At 52.8% G+C, this 17,084-nt stretch carries 14 protein-coding genes; 7 read left to right on the forward strand and 7 right to left on the reverse strand.

Features of this window, described 5'->3' with window-relative positions; all coding sequences use genetic code 11:
• Window positions 1–238: 238 nt before the first annotated feature.
• Complete coding sequence (locus tag H6F94_RS11315) at window positions 239–2,404, forward strand: sensor histidine kinase (RefSeq protein ID WP_190802314.1); 2,166 nt, start codon at window positions 239–241, stop codon at window positions 2,402–2,404.
• A gap of 66 nt (window positions 2,405–2,470) precedes the next feature.
• Here H6F94_RS11315 and H6F94_RS11320 read toward each other — a convergent pair whose 3' ends face one another.
• A complete protein-coding gene (locus H6F94_RS11320; RefSeq protein WP_199320341.1) occupies window positions 2,471–2,662 on the reverse strand; it encodes a heavy-metal-associated domain-containing protein in 192 nt (63 codons plus the stop codon).
• A gap of 113 nt (window positions 2,663–2,775) precedes the next feature.
• Window positions 2,776–3,957 carry a cysteine desulfurase family protein gene (locus H6F94_RS11325; RefSeq protein ID WP_199320342.1) on the reverse strand — a complete coding sequence of 394 codons (1,182 nt, stop codon included), beginning with the start codon at window positions 3,955–3,957 and terminating at the stop codon, window positions 2,776–2,778.
• A gap of 282 nt (window positions 3,958–4,239) precedes the next feature.
• Here H6F94_RS11325 and H6F94_RS11330 point away from each other — a divergent pair, with 282 nt between their 5' ends.
• Window positions 4,240–6,063 (forward strand): iron uptake porin, encoded by a 1,824-nt coding sequence (locus tag H6F94_RS11330; RefSeq protein WP_313949268.1) that lies wholly within the window; start codon window positions 4,240–4,242, stop codon window positions 6,061–6,063.
• Window positions 6,064–6,236: 173 nt separating this feature from the next.
• On the opposite strand, the gene cobU is transcribed toward H6F94_RS11330, so the two are convergent.
• Window positions 6,237–6,803: a bifunctional adenosylcobinamide kinase/adenosylcobinamide-phosphate guanylyltransferase gene (cobU, locus tag H6F94_RS11335; RefSeq protein WP_190802315.1), complete on the reverse strand. Its 567-nt coding sequence runs from the start codon at window positions 6,801–6,803 to the stop codon at window positions 6,237–6,239.
• 176 nt (window positions 6,804–6,979) lie between these two features.
• Between cobU and H6F94_RS11340 the strand changes: the two genes are divergently transcribed.
• The 5 genes from H6F94_RS11340 to H6F94_RS11360 all read left to right on the forward strand — a co-directional run bounded on the left by H6F94_RS11340 (window position 6,980) and on the right by H6F94_RS11360 (window position 13,771).
• Window positions 6,980–7,732 carry a hypothetical protein gene (locus H6F94_RS11340; RefSeq protein ID WP_190802316.1) on the forward strand — a complete coding sequence of 251 codons (753 nt, stop codon included), beginning with the start codon at window positions 6,980–6,982 and terminating at the stop codon, window positions 7,730–7,732.
• Window positions 7,733–7,848: 116 nt separating this feature from the next.
• A complete protein-coding gene (locus tag H6F94_RS11345) occupies window positions 7,849–9,618 on the forward strand; it encodes an ABC transporter ATP-binding protein (RefSeq protein WP_190802317.1) in 1,770 nt (589 codons plus the stop codon).
• Window positions 9,619–9,734: 116 nt separating this feature from the next.
• Window positions 9,735–10,049, forward strand: a complete 315-nt coding sequence (locus H6F94_RS11350; RefSeq protein ID WP_190802318.1) for a YkvA family protein — start codon at window positions 9,735–9,737, stop codon at window positions 10,047–10,049.
• 205 nt (window positions 10,050–10,254) lie between these two features.
• Window positions 10,255–11,211 (forward strand): hypothetical protein, encoded by a 957-nt coding sequence (locus H6F94_RS11355; RefSeq protein WP_190802319.1) that lies wholly within the window; start codon window positions 10,255–10,257, stop codon window positions 11,209–11,211.
• Between the two features lie 328 nt (window positions 11,212–11,539).
• Window positions 11,540–13,771 carry a PhoX family protein gene (locus H6F94_RS11360; RefSeq protein ID WP_190802320.1) on the forward strand — a complete coding sequence of 744 codons (2,232 nt, stop codon included), beginning with the start codon at window positions 11,540–11,542 and terminating at the stop codon, window positions 13,769–13,771.
• A gap of 183 nt (window positions 13,772–13,954) precedes the next feature.
• Here H6F94_RS11360 and H6F94_RS11365 read toward each other — a convergent pair whose 3' ends face one another.
• From H6F94_RS11365 to H6F94_RS11380, 4 genes are all read right to left on the reverse strand, one after another.
• Window positions 13,955–14,230 carry a hypothetical protein gene (locus tag H6F94_RS11365; protein WP_190802321.1) on the reverse strand — a complete coding sequence of 92 codons (276 nt, stop codon included), beginning with the start codon at window positions 14,228–14,230 and terminating at the stop codon, window positions 13,955–13,957.
• A 165-nt stretch (window positions 14,231–14,395) separates the two neighbouring features.
• Window positions 14,396–14,662 (reverse strand): hypothetical protein, encoded by a 267-nt coding sequence (locus H6F94_RS11370; RefSeq protein ID WP_190802322.1) that lies wholly within the window; start codon window positions 14,660–14,662, stop codon window positions 14,396–14,398.
• A 214-nt stretch (window positions 14,663–14,876) separates the two neighbouring features.
• A complete protein-coding gene (locus H6F94_RS11375; protein WP_190802323.1) occupies window positions 14,877–15,851 on the reverse strand; it encodes an ABC transporter permease in 975 nt (324 codons plus the stop codon).
• Between the two features lie 69 nt (window positions 15,852–15,920).
• Window positions 15,921–16,964 carry an ABC transporter permease gene (locus tag H6F94_RS11380; protein WP_190802324.1) on the reverse strand — a complete coding sequence of 348 codons (1,044 nt, stop codon included), beginning with the start codon at window positions 16,962–16,964 and terminating at the stop codon, window positions 15,921–15,923.
• Window positions 16,965–17,084 lie beyond the last annotated feature (120 nt).

Below are 17,084 nucleotides of genomic sequence, written 5' to 3' on the forward strand. Positions count from 1 at the left end.
AGATAAGTACCAAGACTGGCAAGCTACATTTGGTACTATTCCTCACGCTATTGGTTTACAAATCTGGATTGAGGCTATAACTGGTTATCCGCCAAGCTGGGATCAGTGTTTTAACACTGAGTTAACTGAGCAGAGGGAACTCAATAGCTTTCCGGAGGGGTGCCAATACCTCACAACCTGACTCTGGATGATGATGCAGGCGATGTAGGTATTGCACGATTAGCGCTGTGGATTATTGATGGACAGCAGGAAAGGTGCAGAAAGCAAGCTAATCCGTCGGCCAGGAATTTCTCACCGGGCTGGAGCTGATTTGGAACCTCTAGAGGCTGCGCTCCAGCAAGCAGAGAAGCTGCTGCAGGAGCGAGACACCCAACTTAGGGCTTACTACCAGAACACACCGCTCCCTACCTATACCTGGCAACGGCAGGGGGATGTTCTAATTCTGACTGACTACAATCGGGCGGCTTTAGAGTTTACAGGGGGAGCCGTTGTCAATTCAATTGGCAAAAAAGCCCATGAACTCTATCGAGACACCCCAGAAGTTTTAGAAGCGCTCAACCAATGCTTGACGGAGCGAGTGACGCTAAAGCGAGAGCTGCAATATCGGTTAGCCTCTACTGATAGTTCCAAGTGCTTATCAGTAAGCTACATTTTTATACCGCCTGATTCAGTAATTGTGCAGACAGAAGACCTTACTGAACGGACGCGGATAGAAACAGCTTTAGAGGCAAGCGAACAAAGATTTTGGGCAACTTTTGACCAGGCAGCTGTTGGCATTACACACACTGATGTGAATGGGCGATGGCAATTTGTCAATCAGAAGCACTGTGAGATTCTTGGGTATACGCGGGAGGAGTTGCTGACTCTGCAGCTAGAGGATATCAGTCACCCTGATGACCTTGAACGCGATCGCCAATATACGGCTCAACTCCTGGCCGGTGAGATCTCATCTTTCTCAATGGAGAAACGCTATATCCGCAAAGATGAGGCTCAAATCTGGGCTAACCTAACTGTTTCCTTAGTACGAGATGTAGTAGGTAATCCTCAGTATTTAGTGGGGATTATTGAAGACATTACACCGCGTATTCTTGCCAAAGCAGAACTGCAAGCGATGTGCGCTCAGGTTCGAGAACTTAACGCCAATCTTGAGCACCAGGTGCAAGAGCACACCGCTCAAATACAACAGGCGTCTCAGTTTGAAGCGGTTCTCAAGCGAATTACGGATGCAGTGCGAGATAGCTTAGACGAAGCTCAAATTTTGCAAACGGCAGTGCGAGAGCTCGGGTTAGCGCTCAACGCCTCTCGTTGTGATACTGGCCTATATGACCTTGAGCAAGGGACATCAACCATCTGTTATGAGTACAGCCCTTGTGCTCCATCCTCTATAGGACGGGTGGTCTGGATGAGAGATTTTCCAGCCGTTTATCCACAGCTCCTTCAAGGTCAATATCTTCAACTTTGTGAGATAGTTCCTAACCCGGTTCGACCCGACCAGACTTTTCTAATTCTGGTTTGTCCGATGTCAGACCATCACGGGGTTGTGGGTGATTTGTGGCTGTTTCGGCACCCGAAGCAGGGCTTTCGAGAGCTCGAAATTCGGTTGATGCAACAGGTGGCCAATCAATGCGCAATTGCCATTCGTCAGGCTCGCCTTTATCAAGCAGCTCAGGTTCAGGTGGTTGAACTGAAGAAAGTCAATCAGCTCAAAGATGATTTTCTCGATACGGTTTCCCATGAACTGCGAACCCCAATTGCCAACATGAAAATGGCAATTAAGATGTTGCAGATTGCCAGTTCTGACGAACAACGCCAGCGTTATTTGCAGATTTTGCAAACAGAATGTAACCGTGAAGCTGACTTGATCAACGAGTTATTGGACCTGCAACGGCTTGAAGCCGGAGCTGAGTTACTGGAGTTAGAACCTTTGCATTTGCAGCAGTGGCTGCCACCAGTTGTGGCTCCGTTTCAGGAGCGAGCGACCAGTCGAGAGCAGTGTTTACAGGTCAGGGTTGCTCCAGATCTACCCGTGTTGCCAACCAATCCTTCTAGCCTTGAGCGCATTGTGGCTGAGCTTCTCAACAACGCCTGTAAGTACACTCCACCGGGCGGTACGATTACGGTCAGCGTAGCCCCGAAGCCAAACACTTTAGGCTTGCGTCCTTACTCAGCTAAAGTCGTTGAGCTGAAGGTGGTCAATTCCAGCATGGACATTCCAGCCTCTGAGCTGGTGCATATCTTTGAGAAGTTCTATCGAATTCCCAGCAGCGATCCCTGGAAGCAGGGGGGAACAGGTTTAGGGCTGGCCCTGGTCAAGAGACTAGTGGAGCAGATCGGCGGCCAAATCCGAGCCAAAAGTCAAGCCAATGAAACTAGTTTCACCGTCGAGTTGCCATGCGTTAGCTAATCGGAAACCATCAAGGCTCTAGACCCATCCAACTAGTACCAGCCGTGCGCTTGGACCTGTCTCAAATTACGCCGCAGGATAACCAATTTTCAGCAGGGTCTGACGCAAAGTTTCCTCTGATTGGCTCGTTTCTACCTGGACTAATTTAGTTTTAGGGTCAGCCTGAACCGTTGCGGCTGGATCAAGCTTTTGAATCGCACTGGTTACAGTTGCAACACAAGCAGAACAGGCTAAATCGGGCACTTTGAGTTGAATCATAATTAAGTCATTCACTCTTTTTTGACCTTGTTTCTGATCTTGAAGTTTCCAGGCTGCTGGAGAGTCAAGAGTTTTTCTGCGCGGGGTTGCAATCCTGTCTACTAACCTGCTTTTTAACGCCACGTCATTGCCATTTTGCGCAGCTTTTGTACGGTATCGACTACTGCAACGGCAACTTGATCAACTTCTTCGGTGGTGTTGAAGCGGCCTAAGCCAAAGCGCAGTGCAGCGTGGGCTTCCTGGTCAGTTCGACCCAACGCCTTGAGTACGTGGGAAGGAGCCACTTCAGCTGAGGTGCAGGCAGAACCCGAAGAAAGCGCAACCACTTGGCGCAGCCCGATCAACAGGGCTTCACCATCCACCCCACCAAAGCAAACATTGAGGTTACCGGGCAGGCGTTGGCCGGGATGGCCGTTAAGTTTGAGGTCGTCTAGAACCTGGAGTTGCTGCCAAAGCTGCTCCCGTAAACTAGTGAGCCGAGCAGCTTCACTTTCAAGTTCCAGCATCGCCAGTTCGACCGCTTTGCCTAGGCCAGCAATCTGGGGCACGAACAGAGTGCCTGAGCGCAAACCGCGTTCGTGACCACCACCATGCATCTGAGGCGCTAGCTTGACCCGTGGATCGCGACGACGCACGTAAAGCGCACCAATACCCTTAGGTCCATAGACCTTGTGGGCCGTCAACGACATCAAGTCAATGTTCTGAGCTTGCACATCCAGCGGAATTTTGCCGACTGCTTGAGCAGCATCAGTGTGAAAGAGCACGTTGTGCTGCTTAGCCAAGGCTCCGATTTGCGTTAGTGGCTGCAGAACACCGATTTCGTTATTGGCAGCCATCACTGAAATCAGCACAGTATCGGGTCGAATTGCTTGCTCTAGGGCCCGTAAATCGATCAGCCCTTGGCTATCAACCCCTAATAAAGTCACCTCAAAACCCAAGCCCTGCAAATAGTGCACAGGGTCAAGCACGGCATTATGCTCAGTGGTCACACTGATTAAATGACGCCCCTTACTGAGATAAGCCTCCGCCACACCTTTAATCGCCAAATTATTGGCTTCAGTTGCACCACTGGTGAAGATAATTTCCTCTGGACTGCAATTAATTGCTGCCGCTAGGGTCTCTCTCGCCTGTGTCACAGCCGCTTCCGCCTCCCAGCCGTAGACATGGGAGCTGCTCGCTGCATTACCAAACGCATGGGTGAAGTAGGGCAACATCACTTCCAACACGCGAGGATCCGTGGGGGTAGTGGCGTGGTGGTCCAGGTAGATAGGTCGGGACGGCAGAGATGAGCCCATTTTCACAACGGATTGGTCGATAGAGGGCGCTTCGTTATTGTACTGACCCGGCTCAAGCCACCTCAGCGTCACTCACGGCTAGCTATTAAAAGCCGTGAGCTAACGAAATTGTGGGCTTGTCAAGTGATCACGTTTAACACTCAAACTAACCAAAATCATTGACATAGAACATGAATCCGGAGGTTATGTCGTTTGGACTACAAATCTTACTGAGGGCAGTTGATAAATGTGTGTCTTGGTGTAGCCCAGAATACGGGCGGATTTGAGTGAGGAGTGTGAGTTGTGAAGGCATTCAGGCATTGTCCACGAATTCTACTGGCTCTCTGCCTCCTGGGGTCAGGTCCATTGGCGCTAGGCAGCCCTGCCTCGGCTAGCGAGATTGAAACCAGCCAAACTCTGGAGCAACTTAATCAATACAGCCTGGAGGGAACTGGCTCGGCCCTTAGCCCAGTGTCTAACTCAACTTCTGAGCTAGTGACAGCGGATACAGAAGCGGCGCAGGTCACCTCAGTGTCTCAGCTTTCCGACGTTAGACCCACCGACTGGGCCTTCCAAGCCCTGCAGTCGCTGGTCGAGCGCTATGGCGTGATTGCAGGCTATCCCGATGGCACCTTCCGAGGCAACCGCGCCCTCACTCGCTATGAGTTTGCTGCTGGTCTAAATGCCGCCTTAGATCGGGTGAATGAGCTGATTGCTGCAGGCTTAGCTGACAAAGTCTCCCGTGAGGATTTGGCGACACTACAACGGCTACAAGAGCAGTTCGCCGCCGAGCTAGCAACTCTACGCGGTCGGGTAGACAGCCTGGAAGCGCGCACAGCCGAGCTAGAGGCCAATCAGTTCTCCACGACAACCAAGCTCAACGCCCTAGCCTGGTTTAATTTCACCGGCGCCAGTGCTGATGGGACCATACGCGCAGAGGGCAACGACGCCTTCACAGCGGCGCGGACGCCACCTGATAACCGGGCAGCCGTTCGACGCATCGACGAAGACCCCAATGTCATCTTCAGTTCACTGGTCTGGCTGACCTTAAACACGTCATTCACCGGCAAAGACAACCTGATCACGCAACTTGCCTTCAGTGACGCTGGCCTTGGCTCTCCCGCTAATCTCTACGTCTCTGGGGGGCTGTACAACACCTGGGGTACACCCTTCACCGACCAGATCGCCTCGGATGCAGCGGTGGACGACAGACGGGTGATCCTGCGTGAACTGGCCTATGACTTTCCGATCTTCGGCAATGGTCGACTAGTCATTGGCCCCCGGGTCAACTGGTATCGCTACTTTGACGGCAACCGCTTCACATTCTTCTTGACCGGCGCTGGCAGCTTCAACTCTAGCGGCAGCACTCTGCTCAACACGATTGACCGAGGGGCTGGTGCGGTCGCGATCTTGCCCATTGGGGAGCAGTTTGATGTGCGGGTTGGCTATCTGGCGGAGAATAATGAGTTTCTACCCGCCAGTCTGGGCTATGGTTCTGCCAGCAGAACCGATCAAGGTTTGTTTAGCGGCACGAACACGCTCACCGCTCAACTGACCTACTCGCCCAGCAACAACTTTGGCCTCAGGCTGATCTACAACCGCCTGAATATTCAACCGATTTTTGGGCAGATCGGTGGCGCAACCGGTGAACCGATCTACGGTCTTGCAGATGGTGGTGCCAATCCGATTACGGGAGTGGGAATTCCCCTCAACGACTCTAGTGGTCACGCCTTCGCGGTTAGCCTTGACTGGCTAATCACACCGGGCTTCGGCATTTTTGGGCGCTACACCTATGGCAGTGTCGAGTTAGACCGCGTCGGTTTTGGCAGTCGGGGGCTCAATTCCCAGTCCTACCAAGTTGGTTTGGCCTTCCCCGATCTGTTCAAGCCAGGAGCACTGGCAGTACTCACAGCGCTGGTGCCCTTCAGCGTGACTCGGGGTCAGGAGTTCTTAGTCTCTGGGTTCGGTGACGGGGGTAAGCAGTACGACATTGAGCTTTCTTACTTCCTGCCGCTAACCGACAATATTGCGATCGTGCCGTCCTTCTACGCGATCATCCATCCCAACAATTTCGATAGCAATCCTGCCGTCTATGTCGGCAACCTGCGAACTCAATTTAGTTTCTGATCGGTTTCTAAAGCTCAATTTTTGAGGGCGAATGCTTAAGTCAAAGCTTGAGAACTAAGCTCTGAGAACTAAGCCCTTAGAACAGCTTTGAAGGTTTGGAGGTGAGAGAGCCAGGACGAGCGTAGGTCAATGATCTGCGCTCATTTATTTTTCTAGGTCAACTTTTTTTGAAGTCAATTCTTGAGGTCAGTTTTGGAGTCGACGGACACTCCCAGCTCAGTCAAATTCAAGGCATAACCAGCCACCACTAGATAAACCTGAGCAGCAACCCGTCCCACACAACGGCTCAGCTCTCCCAGCCGGTCCCGAAAGCGACGGCCCAGCTCATAGGCGGGCACTATCCCCCAACCAGTTTCCTCTGCTACCAGAATCACCGTTGCCGGACTGGCAGCCAATGCCGCTACCAACTCATCACGGGTCTGCTGCCAAACCAGTTCATCTTCGTCCAAACGATTAGCCAACCAGGTGCCAAGGGAATCGACCAGCCAGCAGGTTTGGGGCTGGGCTGAGCGCAGCAGTTCGGCAAGGTCATGGGGAGACTCTAGAGTTTGCCAATGGGGCGGTCGCCGCTGGCGATGCTGCTCTAGACGCGCAGTCCACTCTGGGTCACTGGGGTCAGCTTTAGCCGTAGCAACATAGATGACAGGCTGTCGATTCTGCTTAGCCCAATGCTCCGCTAGGCGCTCAGCCCACTCACTTTTGCCCGAGCGAGTCGGTCCCGTGACCAGGATGCAGTTCAATGCTTCTTAACTCCTTGCTTTGCAAGTTTCGTATTCCTTCTGCAAATCTGGGTACATTTAATCAAGGATCTAGACAGTGAAATCCCTGATTTTTCATCTTGCTCTAGAAAAGAGCAGAGCCCCGAGAACTCACTCAGGCAATCCAAGCTCAGAAAACTAAAGGATGGCGACGGCAGGTGCTGATCCGAAACCGATCCAGGCAACACGGACTGAAGCGCATTGAAGTAACTCTTCAACAGCTCGAGGTACGCGAGATCCTCGGGGATTCCTCAGAGCCACCCCTGCGCTCTGCTGCCGTTGAGGAACCTGCCATTGAAGGAGCGGCGCCTACTGAGGCGATGCTGGCTGAAGTAGCGCTGGTTACAGAGCTGCCCCTGTCGGCCATTGCCACGGCCATTCCCAGCTTCGTCCCTCAGTCTCAACCGACGATTGCACCCATGCATCTGCAGGACAGCCCTGAGGCCCCTCTGCTGCCTCGCACGTCCTTAGGATCCCTAGCTAAGCGCTCCCGGAATTCCACCAATCCTCTGCTCGCCGCCAGCTTGATCGAGACACTGCGAGGTCGCGTACTGGCTTGGCAGGCGGAATTAACTCAGCTTGCGCAGCAGGCCCACGCTTTACACAATGAAGGCCCACTCCTTGATGGTTGGCTAGAATCCTACGAACTGCCAGGGGTGCGGGTAACGGAGCCTCAACTCCAGTCAGATACAAGACCCGGCTGGCAGCAACGCTACCGGTTGCGTGGCATTGATGAACAGGGCAGAAATTGGTGCCGAGATTGCCCTCCGGATCAAGTGCCATCTGCGAGTCTGGCTATTGCCCGTGCGCAGAAGCTACGGCACCTGCTAAGCCGTCAGCACGAACTCGAAGACCGCTTAGCAAACCTAGCCGAGGAATTGATCACCCTGCTAGCGCAGACGAGCCAGTAGGATCAGCCAGCTAGGACGGGCCAGAGGGCTGTTTGCTGGGGATAAACCACACGTAAATCCTAGGGACAAACCCGAGAGGTATTGGGCAGAGCTACGGGCTGGCATAAGCTTAGAGCATGGCTCGCTCCCAACTAAAGCAACTTGCATCCTATCTGGCTCCTCACCGGCGTCAGCTTCTTTTGGGCACCGGTGCCCTTTTAATCGTCAACATTATTGGCGTTTACGTTCCCTGGCTGATCAAGGAGAGCGTTGACACCCTAGAAGTTGCACAAAATGCCGAGACACTCCTGCATCCGGTTTTGCTGGTTCTGGGGCTAGCTTGTCTGATGTGGGTGATCCGTATGGCCTCCCGCATCTGGCTGTTCGGCATGGGACGGCAGGTAGAATTCGATCTCAAGCAGAAGATCTTTAATCACCTGCTGACCATGGAACCGGCCTATTTCACCGCTTCCTCGGCTGGAGATCTGATCAACCGCGCTACCAGTGATGTTGACAATATTCGGCGGCTGTTGGGCTTTGCCGTCTTGAGCTTAATCAATACCGTCTTTGCCTACGTCCTGACGCTGCCGCTGATGCTAGCGATTGACGTGCCACTGACCTTGCTGACGCTCATGATCTATCCAGTCATGTTTTTGCTGGTGTTTCTGTTTGGCGATCGCTTGCGGACTCAGCAGTTAGAGGTGCAGCAGGAACTCTCAGACCTCAGCGACTTGATTCAGCAGGATGTGAGCGGCATTGCGCTGGTCAAGGTCTACGCGCAAGAGCTGAATGAGCGTCGTGCCTTTGCTGAGCGCAATGTACGCCTGCTCGACGCGAACCTTAAGCTAGCCAAAACGCGCAACATTCTGTTTCCGATTCTGATCGGTTTGGCGAGTGTCAGCCTGTTGATTCTGCTGTGGGTGGGTGGGCGCAAAATTGCCGATGGCAGCCTGACTATCGGTGATTTCATTGCGCTGCTGCTCTATGTTGAGCGACTGGTCTTCCCAACCGCATTGCTAGGGTTCACGATTACGGCTTATCAGCGGGGTCAGGTCAGCATCGACCGGGTGGAGGCTATTCTCTCGGTGCGGTCTCAGATTCACGACCGACCTGGAGTCATTAGCCTGCCACCTGAGCGAGTGCGCGGACGGATTGAGGCCCGAGATCTCACCTTCTACTATCCTGGCAACGACTATCCAGCCCTAGATCGGGTCAACTTCACGATTGAGGCCGGAGAAACGGTAGCGATTGTGGGACCAATTGGTTCTGGCAAGTCAACCCTGGCTAATGCTCTGCCCCGGCTGCTCAACATCGCACCCCAACAGCTGTTTCTAGACGGGCAGGACATTACAACGCTGCGTATTCACGACCTGCGCGGCGCCATCGCCTATGTGCCACAGGATAGCTTCCTGTTCAGCACGGTTATGCGCAACAACATTCGTTACGGCGAGCCAGATGCTGACCAGGGCGCAGTCGAAATCGCCGCTAAACAGTCCCGCATCCACGACGAAGTGCTGACCTTCCCCAAGGGTTACGACACCCTGGTGGGCGAACGCGGGATTACGCTTTCGGGAGGCCAACGGCAGCGAACGGCGCTAGGGCGAGCGCTGCTCATCGAGGCACCGGTTTTGGTCCTTGATGATGCGCTCTCCAGTGTAGATAACCAAACTGCCACCCAAATTTTGGCGAACCTGTCGGCTTACGGTTTTGGCCGGGGTGGTTCCAGCCAACGCAAAACCGTGATTTTTATCTCGCACCAGTTGACGGCAGCAGCTACGGCTGATCGCATTTTTGTAATGGATCAAGGCCGCATGGTGCAGAGTGGCACTCACGCCAGTTTGCTCCAGCAATCGGGCTTGTATCGCAAACTTTGGAACCAACAAAAGCTCGAAGAAGTATTGCAGTAAAGCCTTGCAATAAATGGGGTATCAAGTAGGGCTTTCCAGATAACTACGGGCGGTTATCTGGACAGGAAAACAACGAGGATTCTTGACACGATTATAAGTATCTAGAGGATCCGATTATGAAGTTCTCGATCCAAGCTCTGTACGATTGGTATCGCCAAGGCATTCGCAATCCCAAAACCCGTCTTTGGTTCATTGCTGGCACGTTGCTCTACTTGGTTAGCCCCTTAGATTTCTTGCCAGATATCTTCCCGATTGTGGGCCAGCTAGACGATGTGGCGCTGCTAGGCCTGCTGGCAACTGAGGTCACGACTCTGATCCTGGATAGCTATCGCAATCGCAGACCCGAGCGCAGTGTCGATGTACAGACTCCCACAGCTGATGCTGTCGACGTGGATGCCGTGCCTGTTGATGCCGTGACAATGGACCGCTAAACTTACGTCAAGTTTGCAACTTTAGCCATCCGTTTTTGACCGCGTAAATGCTGTGTCTATCCCCTAAAAACCCCGCTTGGGCCAACGACCAGGCGGGGATCGTTTTGTGTTAACCTGAGATTCCTGTTTCGAGCCGAAACTCGTTGACAAAGCGAAACAGTTGACAAAGTTAAACATAGGTTCATTGCAGTAGGGAGTTGTGACGATGGAGCATCTGGAGCAATTTCGACAGATGGCACGCTCAATGCGTTTCGTGCCACCCCAGTGGAAGCTGCCAGATGCTTGCAAGTCTCTCACGCAGGTTCCGGCGCTGCCTGCGGTTCCATCTGCTGGCAATTGGACTGATTGGTCTCAGGTGCCTGAATCTGAGCTGCCACCCCACGTTTTAGGGGCTCTGCATCAGGCTCGGGTACAGCCCCAAACAGACCACGATTTGCCAGTTGAACGCTTTGCCGTAGTTAAGATTTCGGGCTCACAGCCCAGTGATCCCTTCCAGGTTCCAACGATTGAGGTGCCACCCCACGAGCGCTTTGCGGTGGTGAAAATTGCAGGCTTGCCGCCCTTGGGTCCTGTTGCTAACGAGGTAACTTCTCAGCAGCCCAAACTGGAGACCTCTACCTCTCATGCTCCTCATGCTGCTTCGTCCCCAACTGTGGCGGAAGTGGCTGAGCCGGTCGCTACGCTTGAAGCGCTGACCACAGTAGCCGTCGCCCCTCTCGAACCCGGAATTGCGATCGAGCCTAAGATTGAGCCAACTGTGCCTATCAAGCCTGCAATCGAACCAGTAGTACCTACCTCCCATGCATCCCATGCTGCGGCTGCTGCGGCAGAGGAAGTCGCAGTAGAAGCACCCACGAAAGCAGAGGAACTGGCTCCGCTCGAACCAGCAGCGCTCCCTAAACCTGCGCTTGAGCCAACTGCACCAGTGGCAGACCACCCTGTAGAAGCCCACGTGGATAGACCTTCGCCTGTTCCTGCACCTCCCGATCATGAGGCTAGTCATGAAGCTAGTCATGAGGTAGCTCCTGAGCCACCAGTCGCGTTGGTCCCAGACCAACCCACTCCGGCTGCTAATACAAATGCTGCCGATGCGAATAATGCTAAGCGTCCTGCCAAGACCAAAAACCGTTCTTCTCAGGCTAAAGGCTTTAAGAAGCGGTAACCCTAGAACTGGATAGACCAGCAATTTTTTAGAACCAACAGCCGAACTAACAAGAGACGCTCCTAGCTAGGGGCGTCTCTTTTGACTTTTGCACTTTTGGCTTTTGCACTCACAGTTTGAGCCTTGCATCTGTGCTTTGTTGAATGTCCCTGGTTAAAACCTTTAATCAAGAGCCATTCACCAGAAGTGAGCTGGTTTGAACTTCATAAAGAAACACGGAGTCTCAGAAGCTTCTTTAGCCTCTCATTTACCTGCCCTTAAGCGGTAGGCGGTAGGGTGCTGGTGGGTTTTGTTGCTTTGCTTCCAAATACACAGCCGATCCTGAGACATGACACTCAAGCGTAGACACTTTCTAATGTTTCTGGGGGCAGGCGCGGGTTCAGCAGCCCTTGGTCCTCTCTATCGCCCGAACCAGCCGTTCTCGATGCCCTTTACGCCTGAGGCAGCAACGGCAGCTACACCAGGCGCCCTGACCTTCAGTCCAATTAAAGGGCCAATGCCTCTAGCCACTGACGGTGTCTCTCAGGAAAAGCAAACCGAGACGTACACCAACTACGAGGTTAAGGACGATCTGGTTCTGCCCGAAGGCTTTACCTACAACGTGATCGCCGCTTGGGGAGACAAGGTGGGCGATTCACGCTTTGGCTACAACAACGACTATGTCAGTGTCATTGAGACTGGCAATGGGCAGGGCTATCTTTGGGCTAATTTCGAATACATCAGCAGTGTGTCCTGGACCCAATCGTTCCAACAAGTAATTGGCAAGTCCTTGCCCTTCGATGAAGTGAAAGCTGCAATCCCTAAAGACGAAAAGGGAGAATTGCAAGGCATTGATGCTTTTGCGCTGCCGGACAGCAACCCACTCAAGCAGAAAATTCGCCAAATCAGCATCGAAGCCTTGCGCGACCAAGGCGGTGGGGTGATCGGTGTGCAAAAGAACCGCGATGGCAGCTGGACCCGCAAACCAGGGGTTGCCGACCGGCGTATCACCGGCATTTCCGGGCTGGAAGACAACCGCTACCTGCGCACCACTGGACCATCGGCAGCTGTGTTTCGCAAGGCCCAAGTGCAGGGTTATACCGACCGATTAGGGGACCGCATTATTGGCTCCTTTGGTAACTGCTCGGGTGGTACTACCCCCTGGGGCACCGTTTTGAGCGCCGAGGAGAACTTCCAAAGCCAAGTGGCAGAGCCAGTACATGCCGATGGCAGTTCTTTCCCACCCTCGACGCGCAAGTTTAATATTGATGCTGAAGAAGTCGGCGGCCAAGGTAATGTCTTAGGTCTAGCGGGCAATAAATATGGCTGGATTGTGGAAGTCGATCCCGCGAACCCACGGGATTACGGCACCAAGCACACTTGGCTGGGCCGTTTTCGTCATGAAGCAGTAGGGATTCGGGCTGAGACAGGCAAGCGAGTTGCTTTCTACTCGGGCTGTGACCGTCGTGGGGGTCACCTCTACAAGTTTGTCAGTCAGGAAGCCGTGCGCAATGTAGCGGATAAGAGCAATTCGCGTCTACTAGAGCGCGGCATGCTCTATGTAGCTAAGTTCAACGCCAATGGCACAGGCCGCTGGATTCCACTTCAGGCCACCACACCAGTAGATCCCACCCTGCCCAGCACGATCGAAGGTGGCATGATCACCCTGCCTAAACGCCCTGACGGTGGCTTCGACAAAGTCAAAGAGGATGGCAAGGTTCAGGAATTCAAGCAGCAGTTCAAGACCCTAGGCGACCTGTACAGCGGCAACAATGCCCAAGAAGTTCAGGGCGCTATCTTGATCGACGCTCACTACGCTGCCAATGCTGCTGGTGCAACCTGTACCGCTCGTCCTGAGGATACTGACCTGGCTGCTGATGGTTCGCTCTACATCACTTTCACCTCTGGCGCTGCCAGTAGCAGCGATGGTGGTCCTGAAAAGGCAATCTTTAAGGGTCCAGATGGCTCTACAGCTTATGAGTACGGCTTCATCACTCATTTGATTGAAGAGGGCAATGACCCAGCAGCCATGAATTTCCGTTGGCGGCACTTCAGCTTAGGCGGTGAGCCTGCCGAGGGCGGTATGGGTTTTGCCAACCCAGATAATTTGCTGCTGGACAAGGCCGGCAACATCTGGATGGTCACTGATATGTCCAGCGATAAACATAATCGAGCGGTGCCAAGCCGAGTCGATAAAGAGGGCAAGCCCGTTAGCCAGTCTAATCTTCGGGGCTTGTTTGGCAACAACTCGATCTGGTTCATTCCGACCTCTGGTGCGAGTGCTGGTCAGGCTTACCTCTTTGGTTATGGGCCAACGGATAGTGAAACCACTGGGCCATTCTTTAGCCGGGATGAGCAAACTCTGTTCCTAGCCGTGCAACACCCTGGTGAAGTCGGGGGGATTCGCAAGGATATGGCAGATGAGACCCGGCAGTACGCGATGCGCACCGTCGATGGCAAGGAGTTTATGCAAACTCGCAAAGTGCCGATTGGCTCCAACTGGCCAGCTAAGCAAGCCAATCTGCCCCCTCGCCCGGCAGTGGTTGCAATCCGCAAAACTAATGGCGGCAAGCTGACTTGAGGCTTGGCTTCCCTGGCTTGGCTGGCTTAAGCGGCTGTGTCTGCTTGTCGTCAGCCTGCTTGTTGTCAGCCCGCTTCTAGTAGGGCTTTAAAAGTGTGGGCCCAGGGGTAGACCTAAAGGTCTGCCCCCATTTCTATGGCCTTTTGATGTCGACCCATTTGAGCGCTGCAAGCTGGTGATGCCCTAGTTGATGCTCAGCTGTTGGGGATTGGGGCAGCAGTTACACAAGCGGACAGTCGGTAGAAGGTCTTGCAATTTGTGCCGAATTTCAGCCAAGTGTCGTTTTGCTGACAGCAACCGGCTCTCAACTTCCTCAAGCCTTAATAGGTCGGAAGTTGAATTGCCATGAGCCTGCCCGTAAAGTGCATCAGCCAGTATCCGTGCAGCTTCTAGCGTTTCAGCTAGATAGTAGCTGCTCTCCACGAACAGACGCTCCACATCCTCATCACGCCCCGACATATGACAAGTACCAGGTCAACCGTCGTTCACCTTAAAACAACTTCGAGGGCAGAACGTCTGAGTTTGGGAAGAAGACGAAGGGACAACCTCAAACTTCTCCAAGCGTTCCCTTCAGCAAAGAGCCAAGCGTTCGCGCTCAGAACCCTCTATCGCCAGTGGAACTTGTCAGTGGCAACAGCCACACATAGTGACAAGCGAGCTGCGCTGCTGGAGTATACGGTCAATTTCACCCCTGATCTCAGTCAAGTGACGGCTCGCCTCCTCTAGCCTGAGCTGAGCTTTAACCAGCTTGCTCCGAGGTATACCAGTTGGACGTCCGTCGATCTGGCCTGGCAATGCCTCAGTGATTGTAGTAGATGCCTCTACAAAGTCTGCTAGCCAAAACGACAACTCGGCCAGAAGCGTTAACAGTTCTGCATCATGATCAGACATGGTTCACCTTCGGGCTCCACTCATGCTCACAGTAATTGCAACTTTGCTCGGTAGCACCCAAAGACCAGGCTTACTAACCGAGTCTTTATATCAAGGTCTTGTATAAACTACTACACCCGCTCTTAACAAAGCAATACAAAGCGACCAAACTAGAGCTGATTCTTTAGCAAAGATAAAGAAGAGATGAGCTTAAGACAATGATTTGCAACACAGGTTAATCCTGCTCAAAGGTTCGGCCTAGAGCAGCAGGAGGGGTCACTCGGATCGTCTGCAAGGCTGTTCGCCTTAGAGAGGCAGGCAGTGGCGAGAGCAGCCGATCTAGCCAATCGCTGGAGGTCAGCACCAACACCAGAATCATCAACACAAAGGGAGCCACCGTGAAGACCTGGGTGGGTACCGCTTGGATCGTACTTTGCGCAACGCTGGCAAAAGACTGCAGAATGCCGAACAGATAAGCACCTAGGGCAACCCGGATGGGGTTCCAGCCACCAAAAATCACAATTGCCAAGGCAATCCAGCCATAACCCGCAGTATGCCGATGGCTCCAGCCTGCTTTGAAATCTAGAGAGAAAGCAGCGCCAGCAATTCCCATCAGAGCCCCACCTACCAGAGTGTAAAGGTAGCGCATCAAAACGACATTGGTGCCCCGTGCAAAGGCGGCGGCTGGTTGCTCGCCAATTGCTCTTAACAACAGGCCGCTTCGCGTGCGGTAGAAGTAAACCCAAGTGGCAATGATCAGGGCATAGCTGATGTAGACCAGCCAATCACTTTGAAACAATAGAGGTCCCACAATTGGAATGTCTTGCAGCACCGGAATTTTGAAACTGGGCACGGTGGGACCGGGAATGCGCACGACCGGATTACCGAGAAAAGAAGATAGGTCACCGCACAGCAAAGCCAAGACAAAACCAATCGCGATCTGAGACTGTTGCAGGCTGATCGCGGCGTAGGCAACCACTAAAGCAATCAGAGCCCCCACCACCGCAGCGCTTGCAAAACCCAACAGCAAGCTATTAGTGGTTTTGGCAACTGCAAAGCCAACCATCGCCGAGAGCAGAATCGTGCCCTCGGCTGAAAGATTAATCACCCCAGCTCGTTCTGTAATCGTTTCACCGATACAAGCAAAGACCAGGGGAGTTGCGGTGGCAATTGCTGTGGCGAGGATGCCAATTAACTGTGCTGAATCCATGCTAAATCTATCAGGCTCATTGGACTATTTAGAAATTTCTAAACCAAGATGCTTCCTAAGCAAATATTTCTAAGAATTTTTGAGACCATTCTTTCTTTCACTGAAACCACGGCCTAAAACAGCAAACAAGACTAAGGTGCCCTGGATTACACCTGCCAGGGAAGACTCTAGTTGTAGAGCCAGTGGCAATTGCAAACTGCCGATATTTAAGGCACTAAAGAAAAAGGCAACCGGCACAATGAACAGGGCATTGAAGCCGACCAACATCACTACTAGCAGTGCCAGAAAACCAAGATTGCTGGAGATATTAGGAATCAAACGATGAAATACCCCAACCACTTGCAAAGCGCCCGCAATACCAGCAAAGGCACCACAAATTGCAAAAGAGCTTAGGAGTTGCCTCACAGCAGGAATGCCCAAAACATAAGATGCTCGCAAGTTTTGGCCCACAGCGCGGAGCTTGAGGCCAAAGTGAGTGCCGCGAATCACCACCACAGTTACAACCACGGCTAAGGCGGCCAGGATTAAAGAAATTGGGCTCGCTTCTGTATTGCCAAAGGTGCTCAGCCACAGCGACTCATTTAACAATTCAGTGCCACTCATTGAGGCAACACCAGGCCGCTTCCAGGGGCCGAAAATCAAGTAGAGCGTTAAGCCTTGGGCAACAAAATTTAGGCCCAGCCCGGCAAAAATCTCGTTGACTTTGCCATATACATTCAGCACACCTGCGAACAGCCCCCAAATTGCCCCACCGATTGTGCCAGCTACCAGTGCCAAGGCAATGACTAATGGAGCAGGTATAGCCCCTTCCAACAATCGAAGTAGGGCAGTCGTAGCGATTGCACCCACTGCAATTTGTCCCTCGATCCCTAAGTTATAGAGCCCGGCGGTGAAGGTGAACACTAACCCACTAGCGCATAGTAGCAGTGGGGCTAGTGTGGACAGCACCCGTGCAAATTGATCGGCAGTGCCGAAAGCGCCATCCCACAAGCTAGCGACCACTTGAAAAGGGGAGACACCCGATAAAGCAATGACTATAGCAATAAACAACAGCGACACCACAAAGGAGCCAACTTGATAGTAATTAGACCTCGATAGCAGGTTGCTTTTCATCTGTGGTTTTCACTGATGGTTTGCAGGTAAATTCGCTTCAATTTGACTCAATCTCTCTATAAATATCAGCCAGTCTCAAGGGATAGTTATCAGAAACAGCTATAGCAGGCAGTTATGATT

This window comes from Leptolyngbya sp. FACHB-261 (assembly GCF_014696065.1).
Classification (GTDB): domain Bacteria; phylum Cyanobacteriota; class Cyanobacteriia; order FACHB-261; family FACHB-261; genus FACHB-261.

What these genes read in the sequence shown, in the direction of transcription:
- H6F94_RS11315 (WP_190802314.1), top strand. Translation starts at nt 239, where the DNA reads ATGGACAGCAGGAAAGGTGCAGAAAGCAAGCTAATCCGTCGGCCAGGA.
- H6F94_RS11320 (WP_199320341.1), bottom strand. Translation starts at nt 2,662, where the DNA reads ATGATTCAACTCAAAGTGCCCGATTTAGCCTGTTCTGCTTGTGTTGCA.
- H6F94_RS11325 (WP_199320342.1), bottom strand. Translation starts at nt 3,957, where the DNA reads ATGGGCTCATCTCTGCCGTCCCGACCTATCTACCTGGACCACCACGCC.
- H6F94_RS11345 (WP_190802317.1), top strand. Translation starts at nt 7,849, where the DNA reads ATGGCTCGCTCCCAACTAAAGCAACTTGCATCCTATCTGGCTCCTCAC.
- H6F94_RS11350 (WP_190802318.1), top strand. Translation starts at nt 9,735, where the DNA reads ATGAAGTTCTCGATCCAAGCTCTGTACGATTGGTATCGCCAAGGCATT.
- H6F94_RS11355 (WP_190802319.1), top strand. Translation starts at nt 10,255, where the DNA reads ATGGAGCATCTGGAGCAATTTCGACAGATGGCACGCTCAATGCGTTTC.
- H6F94_RS11360 (WP_190802320.1), top strand. Translation starts at nt 11,540, where the DNA reads ATGACACTCAAGCGTAGACACTTTCTAATGTTTCTGGGGGCAGGCGCG.
- H6F94_RS11365 (WP_190802321.1), bottom strand. Translation starts at nt 14,230, where the DNA reads ATGTCGGGGCGTGATGAGGATGTGGAGCGTCTGTTCGTGGAGAGCAGC.
- H6F94_RS11370 (WP_190802322.1), bottom strand. Translation starts at nt 14,662, where the DNA reads ATGTCTGATCATGATGCAGAACTGTTAACGCTTCTGGCCGAGTTGTCG.
- H6F94_RS11375 (WP_190802323.1), bottom strand. Translation starts at nt 15,851, where the DNA reads ATGGATTCAGCACAGTTAATTGGCATCCTCGCCACAGCAATTGCCACC.
- H6F94_RS11380 (WP_190802324.1), bottom strand. Translation starts at nt 16,964, where the DNA reads ATGAAAAGCAACCTGCTATCGAGGTCTAATTACTATCAAGTTGGCTCC.